This is a genomic window from Nocardiopsis sp. NPDC055551, from assembly GCF_053619415.1.
The window spans coordinates 320,450-335,702 of sequence record NZ_JBSHJJ010000007.1; the positions used below are offsets into that span (position 1 = coordinate 320,450).

A 15,253-nucleotide genomic window follows, 5' to 3' on the forward strand; every position below is an offset into this window, starting at 1 on the left:
GAAGCGGTCAGGTCTCCCTCGGCCGGAACCGGTCCACCAACGGCGGCAGGACCGGGTACTCGGCGAAGTGGCGCAGCGACATGACCGCGGTCTCCTCCAGGGGCAGCCGATGCCGCCAGCGGGTGGCCAGACACACGTCGACGGCCTGGTCCACCTCGCGCCAACGCTCGGCCTCGGCCGGTCCGGGAAGCCGGTGGCCGACCAGGGCGACGGAGAAGGCGTCCAGGAACGACCGGACCCGCTCGTGGTCGGCGCGCGCCACCCCGGCGTCGGGACGCAGGGACAGGTCCGCGGCGCGGGCGCCCCGGTCCACCAGGTACAACTCGGGGCGCAGGTGGACGCTGCCCATCCCCAACGACTTGCCCATCCCTACCTTGTGCGCGTGCTCGGGGTCGGTCGGGTCGCCGCCGTCCACCGTGTTGTCCAGCAGCAGCGCCCGCATCAGCGCGCCGAGTTCGGCGTCGGTGAGGTTGGTGAAGGTGACGCGGGAGCGCAGCACCAGTCCTTCGCGCAGCGGCACGATGTCGCGTTGGGTCTCGCGCGGTGGTGGAGCGGTCCCATCGATGGGCACCACCTCCACGTCGAGTTCCTCCTGGGCGCGTTCGTCGTAGGGGTGCGGACCGCCGGTGGACCGGTGTCGATGCAGGTAGACCTTGTATCCGCCCAGACGCACGTCCCCCTCGTGCGACCAGGTGACGACGTCGGGCCGGTCCCCCGAGGCGGCGTCGGGGCCCTGCACCAGGTAGTTGGCGAAGCAGCCCCGTTGCGGGGACAACAGCCGCACCCGAAGCGCGGTCAGGTCGGCGTCCGCGTCGGTGTCCTCGGCGACGGCGTTGCCGAACTCGATCCGGCCCTTGAGCGCCCCGGACTCCCCCGCGAACACGTCGGTGTCGCCGAACATCGCGCGGCACACGTCCACGGTGCGCCCGGCCCGGTCCGAACGACGGGGCTCGCCGTGTTGGGGGCCCAGCACGGGCGCCGGGACGGCCCGGCGTACGGGGTCCTCGTCGCCCACGGCGATGCGGTAGCCGCCCGAACGCCCGAAGGAGACCACCCGACCGGACGCGTCCACGTCGAACCACACCGGTTCCAGGCTCTGCCGGGGCAACCCACCGCCCGGGGTCCCCGCCACCGGTGGCCGGGCCGGGTCTCCACCGCCCGCGGAGAGGGTGTCGGGGAAGGCGGCCCGTTGGTAGCCGGTGATCTGCTCGGCCGACTCGAACAGGTCCACCAGGGGTTCCGGGACGGGGTGGCGGCCCCCGCGCAGGTCCGGTGGACGGGGGAAGAGGTAGGCGTTGCGCCGTTCCCCCGCCGCCGCGCCGGTCAGTACCAGCAGCGCACGGATCACCCCGCCCCCGGCCGCACCCGCCGCCGGGTGGGCGCGGGCGGCCCTATCGGTGGGGGCCACGGCGACCACGCTCCGCCCATGGTGGACCGCGTGCACCCAGCGATACTGCAACCGGCCGTGCTGTTCGTGGGCGGTGGGCACATAGCCCGCGCCGCGTGGCGGGTCGGGGAACTTCTCCACCTCGAAGTCCCAGGTGGCCAGGCTCTCGCGCAACACGTCGAAGGACACCTTGAGGGCCCGCCCGCCCGAGGGTTCCGGCGCGGTCGCCGGAAGCTCCACGACGTACCAGCGTTCGTCCTCCGGCGATCGGTACATGAACCCCTGGGCGGTGCGCAGCCCGGCGCGGCGTTCTCGGTAGTGGGCGTGTTGGCGGGCCATCACGTGGCGGGCCCGGGTGGACAGCGAACTGTCGGTGTTGTCGGGGTCGATGCGTACCGGGGCGCGGAAGAACAACATGGGGGTGTTGACCGGGCCGGTCTCGCCGCCGGTGAGCATGCGCACGATGTTGCGGACCAGGCCGCGCAGGGTCGTGCCGGGCACGGTCGGCAGCGCGCGCTCACCAAAGGGGAGTCGGAGCGAGCGGGCCACCCCGCCGCCGCGCCGGGTCTGTCCGACGAACGTGGGGGTCAGCGTGGTCAGTGTCAGGTCGATCCAGCCGGTGTGCGTGCCCGGGACGGTGCGGTCGTGCGACCGCAGGAGCACGTCGGTGTCGAGACCGAGGTGCAGGGTCGTGGCGGGTACCGGTTCGTCGGCCAGACGGACCAGCCCGTAGGGCGCCGTGGCCCGGTGCCCCGGCTCTTGTCCGCCCTTGGCCAGCCGGGACGCGAGGTCTCGGGGATCCACCATCAGAGTTCCTCGACCCGGTCCCCGGTGCCCACCTCGAACTCGGGACCGGTGGGTTTGGTCCCGGCGCACATCCCGGTGAGCCGGTGGAAGGCCACCCCCACCGCCCCGGTGGCGGGGTCGGCGGCCCAGTACTCGCGGACGGTCAACCAGGTCCCGGTGCTCTCCAGGGCGCTACGGCCCGGCTCCGACAAGGGGCGCAGTCGGCCGGAGAAGTCGGTCCAGGGCACGGGCAGGACCGCTTCGGTGCCCGAGGGTTCTCGGGTGACCGTCATCGGTACCTCCCCCTCCAGGACGCTCCGGTGTTCGGCGCCGACCCACCCCTGGAGCAGGAAGGAACGATCACGGGGGCGCAGCCACTCGGGGAGGTCCCCGACCGCGTCCCTGGCGATCCATCCGGACCGGGCGCCCTCGCCCAGGCGGATCTGGGCGTGCGCGGTGAAGACCAGGACCTCCAGGATCCGCCATCGGTCGGCGGCGTCACCGTCGGAGCGCCGCCAGCGCTCCCGGGGGCAGGCACCGGTGACCCGCCCGTCGCCGAACTCGGCCAGGAGCCATTGGGGGCCCGGTGGGGAACCGTCCAGGGCCCGATCCAGCTCGCGACAGCGCACACCGTGGTCGAACACGTCGACCAGGACGGCGTCGATCCGTTCGGGGCCGAGTCGTTCGACGTCGACCCCGACCGGGTCGGGTGGTTCGTGGGCATGGACGTTCACGGGGATCCCTCCTCGCCGAGTCGGGTGTGCAGGGCGCGCAGCCGGCCGCGGACGATCTCGCCCTCGGGGCCTTCGGGTTCGTCGAGCGCCGCCATCAGGTCCACGGTGTCCGGCCCTTCCCTCGACCGGCCGTGGGTGACCAGGTGGGCGTGGGTGACGGTGAGCCGGCCGTTGCCCCCGCCCGCTCCCGCGCCCAGGGTGTCGAGGGGGACGGTGGACAGTTCCCGGACCACCAGGGCGAGCAGTCCGAGCACGGAATCGTCGGGTTCGGACACGTCCAGGACGACCTCGGCCCTGCCGCCACAGTGCACGTCGGTGGTGAACAGACGGCCGTCCACGGCGTCGCCGAACAGCGAGTCCACCGTCATGCGCGTGGTGGTCAGCGGCGCCCCACCGATGAGGGTGGGGGTGGCGCGCAGACGGATCCGAGAGGGCCGGGGCGCGCCCTGTTCGGTGGGGTCGGCACCCCACCAGTGACCGTGCCATTGTCGCCACCGGTCCGCCGGCGCGCCCAGGTGTTCGGCGGCGTCCCGGGCCAGGCGACCGCCGATCCGTTTGAACAGGGCGAACAAGGCCGTGTCGCCGAGCACCGGCGCCCGGTGCACCTTCCCCTCGTCGGTGACCGTGGGCCGCCACCGGTGGGCGCGGTCGACCTCGGCGAGCCGCTCTGCCTCGGGCACGTCACCGATCATGAGCAGCCCCGGGCGCAACGGTCCGGGTGCGAGGGGGTCGGTGCGTTCGGCCACGCGCAGTTCCAGACGCAGTTCGGCCCTGTGTCGCGGGTCGGGACGGGCCGATCGGGCGCCCACGTGCGCCGCGACCGCCTCGCGGCCGTTCTCGCGCAGCCTGGTGTCGAGGAGTTCGGGCAGATCGCGCGGGGGGTCGGTGAGGGCCTCGGCGCCTTGGCCCGCCCGTTCGTCCCACGTGCGCGCGTGGAAGTCGAACCACCCGCCCGGGTCGGTGAGGTCGTGCCTGCGGGCCGCCCAGTGGGTGGCGCGGACCGGGCCGTACCCGCGCCCGGTGCGGCCACCGATCCGGATACCGGGCCCCTCCCCCGTCAGACCCCGGGTGGCCAGGACCAACAGGGTGAGCAGGCGCGCCTCGACGGCGGGATCGGGAACCCACAGGCGCAGGTGGCAGGTGAACTCGGTGCCCGCGGGCAGGACCTCCCACTGCCACATGCGCCCCGGGTGCACGGTGCCGGTGGTCGGGTCGACACGGGTGCCCACCCGTACGGACACGGAGGTGTCGTCGGGCAGGACGGCGTGGGCGTCGTCGAGGTCCAGGGCACTGGGCACGGGGGCCGCCTCTCCCGCCCCGAAGCCCGAGCTACCGTCGTCGATGCCGAACAGCGAGGTCACGGCCGTCCGATCGGTTCGGGCCAGCAGCTCGTGACGGAGCAGTCCGGCCAGAGTGGTGGCGCGCAGCCGAGGCAGGCCGCTGTACGGGGCGCGGTCCAGGGGCAGGTCCACGTCGCTCTCGGCGGCGTGCCGGGGGGTGGCCCGGGCCGCGCCCACGTGGGCGTCACCGAGCAGGAGCAGGCGGGTGGTGAACTCCCACACCAGACGGTTCACCGTGTCCCACCTCCGTCCGGGGCCGTGCGCAGCACCCGTGCCGCCTCCGCCATCCAGGAGGAGACCAGCAGCAGGCAGAGCCGCGGCGCGGCCTGGCGTTCCCAGGCCTCGGCCCGGGGTGAGAGCCCACTGTCCCGCGCCAGGTCGGGCAGGCCGTCGGGGCGAGCCAGGTCCACGGCGGCCAGCGCGCGGGGGTAGGCCGAGTCCGGCGCGTCGCCGGGGCGGTGGGACCGCCACCACGACACGGCTCTCTCACCTGCGGCCAGCTCGCTCAGCCAACGGTGGACGGTGATCCGTCCACCCCGACCCGAGCCCCTCAGGCGGGCCCTTTCCAGGGCGCGCACCGCACGTTCGCGCAGTACCTTGTGCGCCCCCTGCCCGGGATCCCCGGTCAGGGTGGTGTGCAGGACGGTCAGCGCCTCGTCGGGGGTGCGGTGCGGGTGGGCGACCACTTCGCGCAGCCGACCCAGCAGGCTGGGGGTGAGCGGGGCGAGGGTGGCCGCGGAGGCGCGGGCCAGATCGCGGGCGTGGTCGCGGACCGGCTGCGCGGCGGCGTTCCACAGCAACGCGTCGTACAGGACGGCCAGTTGCGGGTCGGCCGCCGGGTCCGGCACTCCGGGTTCGGGCAGGGCCCTGCCGTCGGTCAGGGTCACGGTCCCCGGTCGGCGGGCGGGTATCGGTGTCGAGGGCGGCACGAGCGGTTCGGGGGCGCGCGGAGGGTCCAGGAGAACGAACTGGCCGTACCCGTCCACCGCCCGTTCTCCCAGCGGGTGCGCCTCCAGGTCGCGGACCTGGGCGGTGCTCAGTTCCGTGATCGGTCGCAGTCGCACCACCGAACCCGCGGCGGCCGCCCGGCGCTCGGTCATCGGCCCCCGGTAGCCGCGGTGGTAGGCGCCCACGAGCACGGGTTCGACGTGCGCGGCCACCACCTCGGGCCGAAGACCCGGCAGACGCCGCTCCCAGAGTTCGCGCACGGCCGGTACCAAGGCGTGCGGGCGGTGCTGCCCTTGGGCGCCCACCACCATCGCGGGCGAGAGCAACAGCAGGTCGACCTCCTGCCCGGCGTCCCTGGAGCGATCCGCTCGGGGCCACGCCACCCGGTCCGGGGACAGGGGGCGCTCGGGGTCCACCGGTCCCACCTCCACCCCGCCGTGCGCGCGGGTGCCCCCCGCGCCCAGGGTGAGCGCTCCGCGAGCCGACTCCAGTACCCGCAGGATCCGTTCGGCCAGCGCGCGTAGGAACGCGTGGTCGGGCCCGCTCAGCCGCCACCTGGCCTCGAAGACCTGGCCGGGGTCCAGGCTCGTGGTGAAGAACGGCCGCCCCGGTCCGGTCTCCGCGGTCCGTGGTCGACCCAGGTAGCGCTCGGCGGTGGTGCGTACGGTCGCGCGCAGCGACCGGTCCGGGGTGAGGGGGTCGCGCACGGTCTTGTAGGGCAGGCTCGGGTCGTCGGTGCCCCCGGCGAAGGAGTCCACCAGGGTGTCGCCGTCCTTGCCCGGGGTGTACAGGTACGCGGGAGGCGGGTGGGCGACCACCTGCACCCCGGGACGCGCGTGCTGTTCGAGTCGCGGGTGGGCGGGCGAGAAGTGCACGTGTTCGCCGCGCGCCACCCACGCGGTGAGTTCCTCGTGCAGACCGGCGCGGGCCAGCGCGGCGGCGAGCATGCCCCGTTGGGCCCGCCCGCTCAGCACCGGGTCGGTGCGCAACGGGTCGAAGGAGGTGCGCACGGTGACCGAGTCGGTGAGGACGTACCGCAGCGGCAGGTAGGCCACGACCGTGTGGCTCATGGCCCAGGCCCCTCTCCACGGCCCGGCGCCCCGGCCAGCCGCAGGGTGGTGGCGTGCGGATCGGGGTCGCCCGGCGTGGACAGTCGCACGTCGACCCGGCCGCGCCCCCGGGTGGCCTTGAGTCCGATCTGGTCGGTGGCCAGGCACGCCATGGCCAAACAGCGCCACTCGTCCGTTCCCGCGGGCATGGACCAGGTCAGGGCGGAGACCAGGGTCAGTCCCGGGAGCAGGACCCGGTTGGTGCGCAGCCGCCCCGCCTCGGGGGCGCCGTCGGGGCCGATCTCCACCCCCGACTCCAGGGTGGTGTAGGCACCGGTGACGGCGCGCCGCAGGGTGGAGCGCAAGGGTTCGGCGCGGCCCGCCAGGGCGTGGGCGACCGCTGCGCGCACGGGGCCGCCGGTGACCGCGTGGCCCACTCTCAGGATTCGATCCCGACCGTTCGAGCGCCCCTTGCCGAAGACCCGGTCCACCACCTCATCCAACTCGGGGGCGACGGTGAGCGCGTCCAGCGCCCCTTGCCGAAGCCGCGCCGCCAACCGGTGTCGAGGCAGGTGCGGCAGGCCGTGCCCGTCGGTGACCACATCGGTGTCGGCACCCGTGCCGTCGGCGCTGGCACCGACGAACAGGGCCGGGGAGACCAGCCGCACCACGATCCGATCCGGTGTGCTCACGAGCGCCCACCCTCCGGCTCCAGGTACAGGTCCATCACGTCGACGGCGTCCAACAGCTCACCGGTGCTCCATCCCCGGGGCAGGACGACGGGACTTCCGGTCACTCGGGCCCGACGGGCCAGTTCGGGGGCGGGATCGACCCCCGACTCCAACAGGGGGACCAGGGAGGACACCAGCCAGCCGCGTCCGCGGGTGTCGCCGTCCACGAGCGGGCCGCCATCGCCGTCGCCTCCGCCGAGGTAACGATCGAGGAAGCGGGTGAAGTCGGCGCCGCTCATCGGCCGGGCGGTGCGCGGCGGGGTGGCCTCCTGTGCGGCCTCCATCCGGCGCAGGACCCGTTCGACCCCGTCGAAGCGGGTCGTCCAGGCGACGGTGTGGTCCTCCGCGGCCACTGGATCGTGTTCGGCGCGGGCCACTCGATGCGCCTTGGCCACCCGGCACATCGCCTCGCACAGGTCATAGCCCAAGGACAGGGGCGCGCCCACCGGCTGCATCGCGACACCGACACCGATCGTGGGCACGAAGGTGGTGTGCCCGCCGCCCGGCACCCGACGGCCACCGGTGCCGTAGGCGGCGGCCAGGTCCCGGTGCAGGGCCACCCTCGGGTCGTCGGCGTCCTGGATCAGTTCGGGGTCGGTGTCCAACCAGTCCAGGGCGTAGCGCACCAGGGCCAGGGCCAGGCGGGCGTCGCACAGGACCGTGAGGTCGTCGCCGGCGACCACGATCGGTCGTACCGGCAACCGCACCGGGCCCCCGGGTTCGTGGTCGAGGGTGATGGGACCGCCCGTCCCCGTTCCCGGAACGTGCGGCGCCTCCCCCGGGGCGGCGTGGACCATCGCGGTCACCGCCCGCACCATCGCCCGGGCCAACCCCTTGGTGAGCCCCGCGATGCGGGTGGACAACCCCCGCTGGGCGAGGGCACCGGATCCGGGCCGATCGGGGTCGCCCACCAGTTCCCGGTACTCGCCCAGGATCGCGCCCAGCCCGTTGACGTCCAGGTGCATCACGGCGACCCGGCTCACCCCTCCGTGGTCGCGGCCGAGCCGGTCCACCTCCATGGGCAGCGCCAACTCCGGGGAGCCGGTGGCGGTGACCGCGTCCGCCAGCCAGGCGTCGCCGTGCGCCCGGTGCCAACGGCGACCGATGCCGCGAGCCCTGGCCACGTCGGCGGACACCCGTTCGTGCGCCCGGGTGTGGTCCGAACGGCTGCTGTCCACCGACTCCGCCGGGGCCCCGCTCACCGAGCACACCGCGGTGATCCCGTACCCGTGCGCGGGGGCGTGCAGAGCCGACATGTGGCGGCGGGCCAGGCGCAGGCGTACCGGCAGCGCGGCCAGGGCGGAGTCCAGGTCGGGCTCGGGCGTCCCCGGCCCGTAGGGCACGAACGCCACGACCGGGGTGAGCTCCCCGGCGCGGTCACGGAGCCTTCTCGTGTAGCGGGAGGTGAAGGTACGGGCGGTGTCCACGTCCGGCAGCACCACGGTGAGGGCGCCCCCGGCGTCGCGCAGGGTCAGGCAATCCTCGGGTACCAGGTCGGCCACCCCGTGACGGGCGTCGGAGGTGTCGGTGAGTTCGGCGACCAGCGCGGCCCGCCCGACCGCGTCCAGGATCCGGCGCCCGCTGTAGACGTAGGCCTGAATGCCCCGCAGGTCCACACCGACCAGGACCCCGCGGGCGGGGGGATCGGCCGGTGGCTCGCGGTGGGCGGGGGCAGGGGGCACCGTGGCGGACTCCTTATACGTGGATGTCACGACGTCGACGCGTCCTTCGGGGATTCCTCTCGGACGGCGACGCCGACCTCACCACGGATACCAGGAGTCACACCGCGGCGTCACCCCGCCGGCCCCATCCGGTCACCGGTGATCGACGCACTGTCCGAGAGACGTCCTTGGAGGACGCGTCGATGCCCCACCGTCTCCGCCCGGCGCACATGCACCTCCCCACCTTCGAGAAAGGCCGCCGATGCCGAGCCCGCACCCACACGAACCACTCGGACTGTCCGAACGGGAACGTCCCTCCGCGACCAAGCTCTCCGGTCCCCTCCTGACCCCGCAGAACCTGGTTCCGCACTTGCGCGATCTGGCCCGCACCCTGCGGGCACAAGGGGCCGAGCACGCTCCGGCCCCACACACACGGCGGACTTGAGGGGTGCGAAAGGGTCGGCTCCCACCCCGTCCACCGGGTGGGAGCCGACCACTGGGCACCGGCCCCCGCCCTCCGTCCTCGGGCGGGAACCGGCGGTTCGGGGGTCAATCGAACAGGGCGCCGCCGAACTCCTCGGCTTCGGCCACCGCGTGGGCTCGGGTGCCTCCCACGTGACGCGGCCGGGCACGACGGACCGGGTGCGTGCCGTGGCCGTCCCGAGGGGCCGGGACCTCCACGGCGGGGCGGCCGCCGGTGACGCCGTCGACCCGGATGGCGCCGAACCCCTGGGCGGTGTACTTGCCGACCCCGGTGAGTTCGATCAGTTCCAACAGGGTGGCCAAGGTGTCGACGGAACGACGTGCGCCGGCCGCGGAGTCCAGGCGCAGCCCGCCCAGCCAACCCAGCACGTTGCGCTTCTCGGCGTGGTGGTGCTCGGTCAGGCGCACCTCCTCCCCGGGCAGCGGGGAGCGGCGCAACTGTGACAGGTCGAGCAGGGCGCGTTCCAGCCAGGGAGCGGCCAGGGCGGATGGGGCGAAGCGGGCCACCGCGCCCACCGCGCCGCTGCCGCCGACGATCCCACCGCCGGAACGGTGGACCGCGCCGAAGAGCCGCCGGGGATTGGGCCAGATGTGCGGGACGCGTTCGCCGGTGGTGTCGCGGGTGGTGGTCACCACGGGCGTCATGGCGCGGATCTCGGCCGCACGGGCCGGGAAGCGACCGTATCCCTCGGTGAGCATCTCGGCGTAGGTGCGGTCGAAGGTGCGGGTGACCGACAGCGGCTCCAGCAGGTGGTCGCCGATGCGTTGGGGGACACCGACCAGTTCGGCCGGGTCCAGGGGCGCGGGATCCTCGTCGTCCAACCAGGTGAGGGTCCAGTGGTGCAGACGGTTCCCCAAGGGCAGGGGCCAACCGTTCATCGCCCAACGCTTGGCCACGGTGTGTTCACGGTCGGACTGGGGCCACCAGTGGTTGAGCAACCCGTGGCAGTCCTCCGGACGGATCGGACGCGCCGCGTCGGCTCGGTCCTTGAGGATCACGGTCCACCGTCTGGGCACCGCCCCCACCCCTTTCCTCATGTGCTCGGCTCACCGGGAACTCCTCTCGGACAGTGCCCGGCCCACTTGTCGACCATCACCTCGGCAGACCACAATGAGCGGGCCCGTACCGATCCACCAGCCGAAGCGGAGGGGACATGCCACGCCTGGGCCACACCCTGGACCTGGACGCGTTGAGGCGCGAGGACGTCGCCGGTTCGATCGCCGGGGCGCATCGGGTGTTGCGCGAGGCCCGGTTCGACGCCGAAGGGCACCTGTTGGTCCCCGACGAAGCCGAACGGGAGCGACTGGAGCGGCGCGCCGAGGAACTCGGGGTGGTCCACAGGAACGAGGACACCGATGCCGCGCCGGACATGGAGCACTCGCTACGGCTGCTCTCCGGCGAGCACCTGGTCCCCGGCGCCCACTACCTGCTCAGTGTCCTGGACGAGAGGGGCGAGCCGGACTTCTCCGAGGAGGTCGAGGGGTGGATGGGCACCGACCTGACCATCACCTCCTGGGACCCGGAGGGCCGGTGCGCGGTCGACTTCGCCATGCGCGAGGACCCCGCGGTCACCGGTTTCGAGGACTCGGTGACGAGCGGCACCGTGGTGCACGACCGGGCCGCCCAAGCCCTGTCCGTCCACGCCCGGATGAGGTTCCCCGCGCCGATGAGCATGGTCGGCGAGAACTCCTCCCTGCTCCGGGTGGAAGTGGACGTCCACGTCGACCTGCCCGGCTGGTACGCGGCGCTTTCGGGCGTCGAGGGGGCGGCGGCCCCCGTCCGGTTCGAGGTCGGCCATCCGTTCGTGCGCGCCGTCGGTGAGGCGCTGCCCTCCCCCGCCCCGGACGGGCGATGGTCGGTGGCCGGTTCCCTGGATGTGCGCGGCCGCGGCCCGGCCCGACCGCTGGTGGCGGTCGCGGCCTGGGCGATGCTGCGGTCGATGCGCCGCTCCGAGGAGATGTCGGTGGAGCGGTGGGTGGCCGAGGTGGAACGGTCCTGGGCGGACATGGCCCGGGGCCTGCCCGCCCTACCGGGGCTGTTGGACGAGGTCGCCGAGGCGATGGCCGTCAGTCACGTTCGGCGCCCCACCCGGTGAGGGAGCGCACCCGCAGTTCGGTGAAGCGGGCGCTGTTGCGTTCGGAGGAGAGCAGGCTGCCGATGACGGCGCAGGCGAACCCGATGGGAACTGCGACCAGCGCCGGGTTCTCCAGGGGGAAGTACTGGATGTCGATCCAGGCCGGCAGCATCGACAGGTTCTCACCGGTGACCGGGTCGGTCTTGCCCGACATCACCGGGGAGAACAGCATCAGCAGCAGGGTGGCCGACAGCCCGCCGTAGATGCCCCACTCCACGCCATTGGTGTTGAAGCGGCGCCAGAACATGGTCAGGACGATGACGGGCAGGTTGGCCGCGGCGGCGATCGCGAAGGCCAACCCCACGAGGAACGCGACGTTCTGTTCCTGGGCCTGAACGGCCAGGGCTATGGACAGCGCACCGATCAGACAGGCCGAGAAGCGGGCCACGCTCACCTCCTGGGACTCGCGCGGTCGCCCCCACATGAGGATGTGGCCGAACAGGTCGTGCGCGATGGAGGACGAGGAGGCCAGGGTGAGGCTGGCGATGACCGCGAGGATGGTGGCCAGGGCGACCGCGGAGATGAGCGCGAGCAGCACGGCCGCGCCCACCGGACCGGCGGTGAGCCGGCCCAGTTCCTCGGCGAGCATCGGCACCGCGGAGTTGCCCGAGGGGTCCAGGGCCATGATGCGTTCCGAACCCACCAGGGCGGCGGCGCCGAACCCCAAGGCCAGGGTCATCAGGTAGAACACGCCGACCATCACGATGGTGCGGTTGACCGAGGCGCGCGCCGAGCGGCCGTCGGGCACCGTGTAGAAGCGGATGAGGATGTGCGGCAGCGCGACGGTGCCCAGGACCAGGGCCAACCCCAGGCTGATCAGGTCGATCTTGTTGAAGAAGGTCCGCGCGGACTCACCGGGCACCTCCACCCCGAAGCCGAGCCCGGGTTCGAGGAAGGCCTGCCCGTGACCGCTGGCGTCGGCCGCGCCGGAGAGCAGGGCGCGCGGGTCGAAGGAGAACACGGCCAGCACCATGACGGTGAGCAGGCCGGTGGCCGTCAGCAACACGACCGCCTTGATGATCTGCAACCAGGTGGCGGCCTTCATTCCGCCGTACATGACGTAGATGATCATCAGCACGCCCACCAGGACGATCGCGCCTGTGCGGGTCTGGCCGGCGCTCATCCCGAGGAAGGTTCCGCCGTCGTGCAAACCGAGCAGGACCGCGACCAGGGCTCCGGCGCCGACCATCTGGGCCACCAGGTAGAACACGCACACCGTGACGGTGGAGATGGTGCAGGCCAAGCGAACGCGCATCCTGCGCATGCGGAAGGCGGGCAGGTCGGCCATGGTGAAGCGCCCGGTGTTGCGCATCAGCTGGGCCATGGGCAGGACCAGCAGCCAGGCGACCAGGAAGCCGATGGAGTACAGGAAGCCGTCGTAGCCCTGCAACGAGATCATCCCGGCGATGCCCAGGAAGGACGCCGCCGACAGGTAGTCGCCGGTGAGGGCGAGTCCGTTCTGGGTGCTGGAGAAGCCGCGACCGCCGGCGTAGAAGTCGACGGCGCCCTTGGTGGTGCTGCGGGCCCGAATGGTGATGGCCAGGGTGGTGAGGACGAACACGGCGCACAGGCCGATGGTCCAGGCGTGGGCGAGGTCGAGTGGGCCCATCAGTCCATCACCCGTCCGTCGATCCGGTCCTCATCCCGTGCGCGGTCGCGGATCTCCTCGGCCAGCGGGTCGATCGCGCGGGCGGAGATTCGGCTGAACACCCAGGCCAGGACGAAGGTGAGCAAGAACTGTCCGATTCCCAGGAGAAGGGCGACATTGATCGAATCGAAGATCTGCACCCGCATGAAATCGCGCGCGTAGGCCGAAAGGAACAGATAGGCCATGTAACCACCGAGGAAGGTGGTCACCAGGAGTGTGAATTGCAGGGCGAATCGTCGCCGTAGTTTCACGAAACGCGGATCGACGGAGACGCGTTCACAGGTGTGCGCCGCGTCGGCCTCGGCTCGGGCACGGGCCCTCGCGGACCTGCCCCCGGGCCGGTCACCCCCGCCATCGGACTCCGCACGCCCTCTGGACGTGCCTTCCATGTACTCGACCACGACTCGTCCCCCAACGATCTCTGCGCGGTTTTTCGGGCGCCGTTCCCCCACGGCGTGTCCCCTTCTGGAACGGTTCGGCCGCCGCTGCGTAGATCCGCGCGATTCGCCGTACACCGTTCCGATCGGGCATCACCCTAACGAGCGGTGGACCGCCGTGTTCCCCAAATGCACAAATCGGTTGACACGAATGGCGCGAGGCTGATCACGGCCCGGAGGGCACCACGGGGAGAAGCAGGTCACACAGGACGCGCGGACCTCCGCTCGGCGCGGAGACCCCTCCGTCTTCGCTAGGCTTCGGGGCGACCCCGAACCCATGACGGCGAACCGGATCAATCCCGGTCTCGTCGTTCGTACATGTGTATGATTAAGGGGTCCACACTGTTCATGCGAAACCGAAGGGAAATCCCCGCCGTGGTCACCGAGGTCTTCACGCGCAAGTACTGCGATCCCCACGCCGTTCGCGAGGAGAAGGTCGAGGCGACTGAGGTCATCCAGTTCGCCTGGGAAGGCGCCGTCCGCGAGGTCGACGCCTGCGAGGAGTGCTTCAAGGAGCACGAGACCCGCTTCGAGCCGCTGGTCGACTACTCCCGTCCGGTGAAGAAGCGTCGCGCCAAGAAGGCCGCCCCGACTTCGGACGACAAGCCCGAGGCCGAGGGCGCCGACACCGACGACGAGTAGCACGCCACACCCCGCAGCGTAACGGGGGCCGACCGACACCGCTTCGGTGTCCGCCGGCCCCCGTCCGCGTTCAGGGACGTCCCGCGATGAGCGCGCCGTCCTTCCACACCGCCGCCACCTGGGGCACACCCGGACGGTAGGCCAGGTACAGGTGGTTGGGCGCCTCCAACAGGGTGAGGTCGGCGCGGGCGCCGGGGGACAGATGCCCGACGTCCGTGCGGCGCAGGGCCATCGCCCCGCCCTTGGTCGCCGCCCACACCGCCTCGTCCGGGGTCATCCCCATGTCCCGGACCGCCACCGCGACGCAGAACGCCAGACTCGACGTGAAGCACGAACCCGGGTTGCAGTCGCTGGCCAGCGCCACCAGGGCTCCGGCGTCGAGCAGCTCCCGGGCGTTCGGATAGGGCTGGCGGGTGGAGAAGTCCACCCCGGGCAACAGGGTCGCCACGGTGGCTTCGGGGCGACGGGCGGCCTCGGCCAGCGCGTCCACGTCCTCGGCGCTCAGATAGGTGCAGTGGTCGACCGAGGCGGCGCCCAGTTCCACCGCCAGGCGCACCCCCGGCCCCTCCCCCAGCTGGTTGCCGTGCACCCGGGGCAGCAGCCCCCGTTCCATCCCGGCCGAGAGCACCCGGCGGGAGGCCGCCTCGTCGAAGGCCCCCCGTTCACAGAACACGTCCACCCAACGGGCGTGTGGGGCGCAGGCGTCCAGCATGGGGCCGGTGACCAGGTCGACGTAGCCCTCCGGATCGTCGGCATACTCGGGGGCGACCACGTGCGCGCCCAGGAAGGTGACCTCGTCGGTGACGCGACCGGCCACCTCCAGGCAGCGACGTTCGTCCTCGACGGTCAGCCCGTACCCGGACTTGACCTCCAGGGTGGTGGTGCCCTGGGTAGCGGCCTCACGGACCAGACGACGGGCGCCGGCCAGGAGTTCGGAGTCGGAGGCGGCCCGGGTGGCGGCGACCGTGGTGCGGATGCCGCCCGCCGAGTACGGGGTGCCGCTCATCCGGGCGGCGAACTCACGGCTGCGGTCCCCGGCGAAGACGACATGGGAGTGGCTGTCCACGAACCCGGGGATGACACAGCGACCATCGGCGTCGATTCGCACGTCGGCGGCCGGGGCCGAGGCGCTCGGGCCGGCCCAGACGACGCGTTCGCCCTCGATGACCAGGGCGGCGTCGCGGATCTCGCCGAGCGGCCCCTTGCCCAGGGCGGGATCGTTGGTGACCAGGGTGGCCATGCCGTCGACCAGGACGGTGCCGGGGACGTCGG

13 protein-coding genes are annotated in these 15,253 nt (G+C 72.6%); 3 read left to right on the forward strand and 10 right to left on the reverse strand.

Features of this window, described 5'->3' with window-relative positions; translation table 11 throughout:
- Window positions 1-7: 7 nt before the first annotated feature.
- From ACWGSK_RS15310 to ACWGSK_RS15335, 6 genes are read right to left on the reverse strand one after another with little or no spacing between them, the layout of a single operon-like run.
- Window positions 8-2,194: a TIGR03986 family type III CRISPR-associated RAMP protein gene (locus tag ACWGSK_RS15310; RefSeq protein WP_452456061.1), complete on the reverse strand. Its 2,187-nt coding sequence runs from the start codon at window positions 2,192-2,194 to the stop codon at window positions 8-10.
- Entirely contained in the window at window positions 2,194-2,907 is a 714-nt protein-coding gene (locus ACWGSK_RS15315; protein ID WP_358510616.1) for a hypothetical protein, read from the reverse strand. Before ACWGSK_RS15315 ends, ACWGSK_RS15310 begins: the two co-directional genes overlap by 1 nt.
- Window positions 2,904-4,481 (reverse strand): RAMP superfamily CRISPR-associated protein, encoded by a 1,578-nt coding sequence (locus ACWGSK_RS15320; RefSeq protein WP_452456062.1) that lies wholly within the window; start codon window positions 4,479-4,481, stop codon window positions 2,904-2,906. Before ACWGSK_RS15320 ends, ACWGSK_RS15315 begins: the two co-directional genes overlap by 4 nt.
- Entirely contained in the window at window positions 4,478-6,265 is a 1,788-nt protein-coding gene (locus ACWGSK_RS15325; RefSeq protein ID WP_358510610.1) for a type III-B CRISPR module-associated Cmr3 family protein, read from the reverse strand. Before ACWGSK_RS15325 ends, ACWGSK_RS15320 begins: the two co-directional genes overlap by 4 nt.
- Entirely contained in the window at window positions 6,262-6,936 is a 675-nt protein-coding gene (locus ACWGSK_RS15330) for a hypothetical protein (RefSeq protein WP_452456063.1), read from the reverse strand. Before ACWGSK_RS15330 ends, ACWGSK_RS15325 begins: the two co-directional genes overlap by 4 nt.
- Window positions 6,933-8,657, reverse strand: a complete 1,725-nt coding sequence (locus ACWGSK_RS15335; protein ID WP_452456082.1) for a hypothetical protein — start codon at window positions 8,655-8,657, stop codon at window positions 6,933-6,935. The genes ACWGSK_RS15330 and ACWGSK_RS15335 overlap by 4 nt, the downstream gene beginning before the upstream one ends.
- A gap of 241 nt (window positions 8,658-8,898) precedes the next feature.
- Here ACWGSK_RS15335 and ACWGSK_RS15340 point away from each other — a divergent pair, with 241 nt between their 5' ends.
- Window positions 8,899-9,081: a hypothetical protein gene (locus ACWGSK_RS15340; protein WP_452456064.1), complete on the forward strand. Its 183-nt coding sequence runs from the start codon at window positions 8,899-8,901 to the stop codon at window positions 9,079-9,081.
- A gap of 104 nt (window positions 9,082-9,185) precedes the next feature.
- Here ACWGSK_RS15340 and cas6 read toward each other — a convergent pair whose 3' ends face one another.
- Complete coding sequence (cas6, locus tag ACWGSK_RS15345; protein WP_358510602.1) at window positions 9,186-10,136, reverse strand: CRISPR system precrRNA processing endoribonuclease RAMP protein Cas6; 951 nt, start codon at window positions 10,134-10,136, stop codon at window positions 9,186-9,188.
- A 137-nt stretch (window positions 10,137-10,273) separates the two neighbouring features.
- Between cas6 and ACWGSK_RS15350 the strand changes: the two genes are divergently transcribed.
- Window positions 10,274-11,215 (forward strand): hypothetical protein, encoded by a 942-nt coding sequence (locus tag ACWGSK_RS15350; RefSeq protein WP_452456065.1) that lies wholly within the window; start codon window positions 10,274-10,276, stop codon window positions 11,213-11,215.
- On the opposite strand, the gene ACWGSK_RS15355 is transcribed toward ACWGSK_RS15350, so the two are convergent.
- Complete coding sequence (locus ACWGSK_RS15355) at window positions 11,187-12,863, reverse strand: solute symporter family protein (protein WP_358510596.1); 1,677 nt, start codon at window positions 12,861-12,863, stop codon at window positions 11,187-11,189. The genes ACWGSK_RS15350 and ACWGSK_RS15355 overlap by 29 nt on opposite strands.
- Window positions 12,863-13,303, reverse strand: coding sequence for a DUF485 domain-containing protein (locus ACWGSK_RS15360; RefSeq protein WP_452456066.1), 441 nt, complete (start codon window positions 13,301-13,303; stop codon window positions 12,863-12,865). Before ACWGSK_RS15360 ends, ACWGSK_RS15355 begins: the two co-directional genes overlap by 1 nt.
- Before the next feature lie 411 nt (window positions 13,304-13,714).
- Here ACWGSK_RS15360 and ACWGSK_RS15365 point away from each other — a divergent pair, with 411 nt between their 5' ends.
- A complete protein-coding gene (locus ACWGSK_RS15365) occupies window positions 13,715-13,981 on the forward strand; it encodes a hypothetical protein (RefSeq protein ID WP_358510661.1) in 267 nt (88 codons plus the stop codon).
- Window positions 13,982-14,051: 70 nt separating this feature from the next.
- Here the strand turns inward: ACWGSK_RS15365 and hutI are convergent, their stop codons facing one another.
- Window positions 14,052-15,221 carry an imidazolonepropionase gene (gene hutI, locus ACWGSK_RS15370; RefSeq protein WP_358510658.1) on the reverse strand — a complete coding sequence of 390 codons (1,170 nt, stop codon included), beginning with the start codon at window positions 15,219-15,221 and terminating at the stop codon, window positions 14,052-14,054.
- Between the last annotated feature and the right edge of the window lie 32 nt (window positions 15,222-15,253).

Bases quoted from the DNA above. Each gene is read 5' to 3' on its own strand.
- ACWGSK_RS15310 (WP_452456061.1), bottom strand. From the start codon at position 2,194: ATGGTGGATCCCCGAGACCTCGCGTCCCGGCTGGCCAAGGGCGGACAA.
- ACWGSK_RS15340 (WP_452456064.1), top strand. From the start codon at position 8,899: ATGCCGAGCCCGCACCCACACGAACCACTCGGACTGTCCGAACGGGAA.
- ACWGSK_RS15325 (WP_358510610.1), bottom strand. From the start codon at position 6,265: ATGAGCCACACGGTCGTGGCCTACCTGCCGCTGCGGTACGTCCTCACC.
- hutI (WP_358510658.1), bottom strand. From the start codon at position 15,221: ATGGCCACCCTGGTCACCAACGATCCCGCCCTGGGCAAGGGGCCGCTC.
- ACWGSK_RS15355 (WP_358510596.1), bottom strand. From the start codon at position 12,863: ATGGGCCCACTCGACCTCGCCCACGCCTGGACCATCGGCCTGTGCGCC.
- ACWGSK_RS15350 (WP_452456065.1), top strand. From the start codon at position 10,274: ATGCCACGCCTGGGCCACACCCTGGACCTGGACGCGTTGAGGCGCGAG.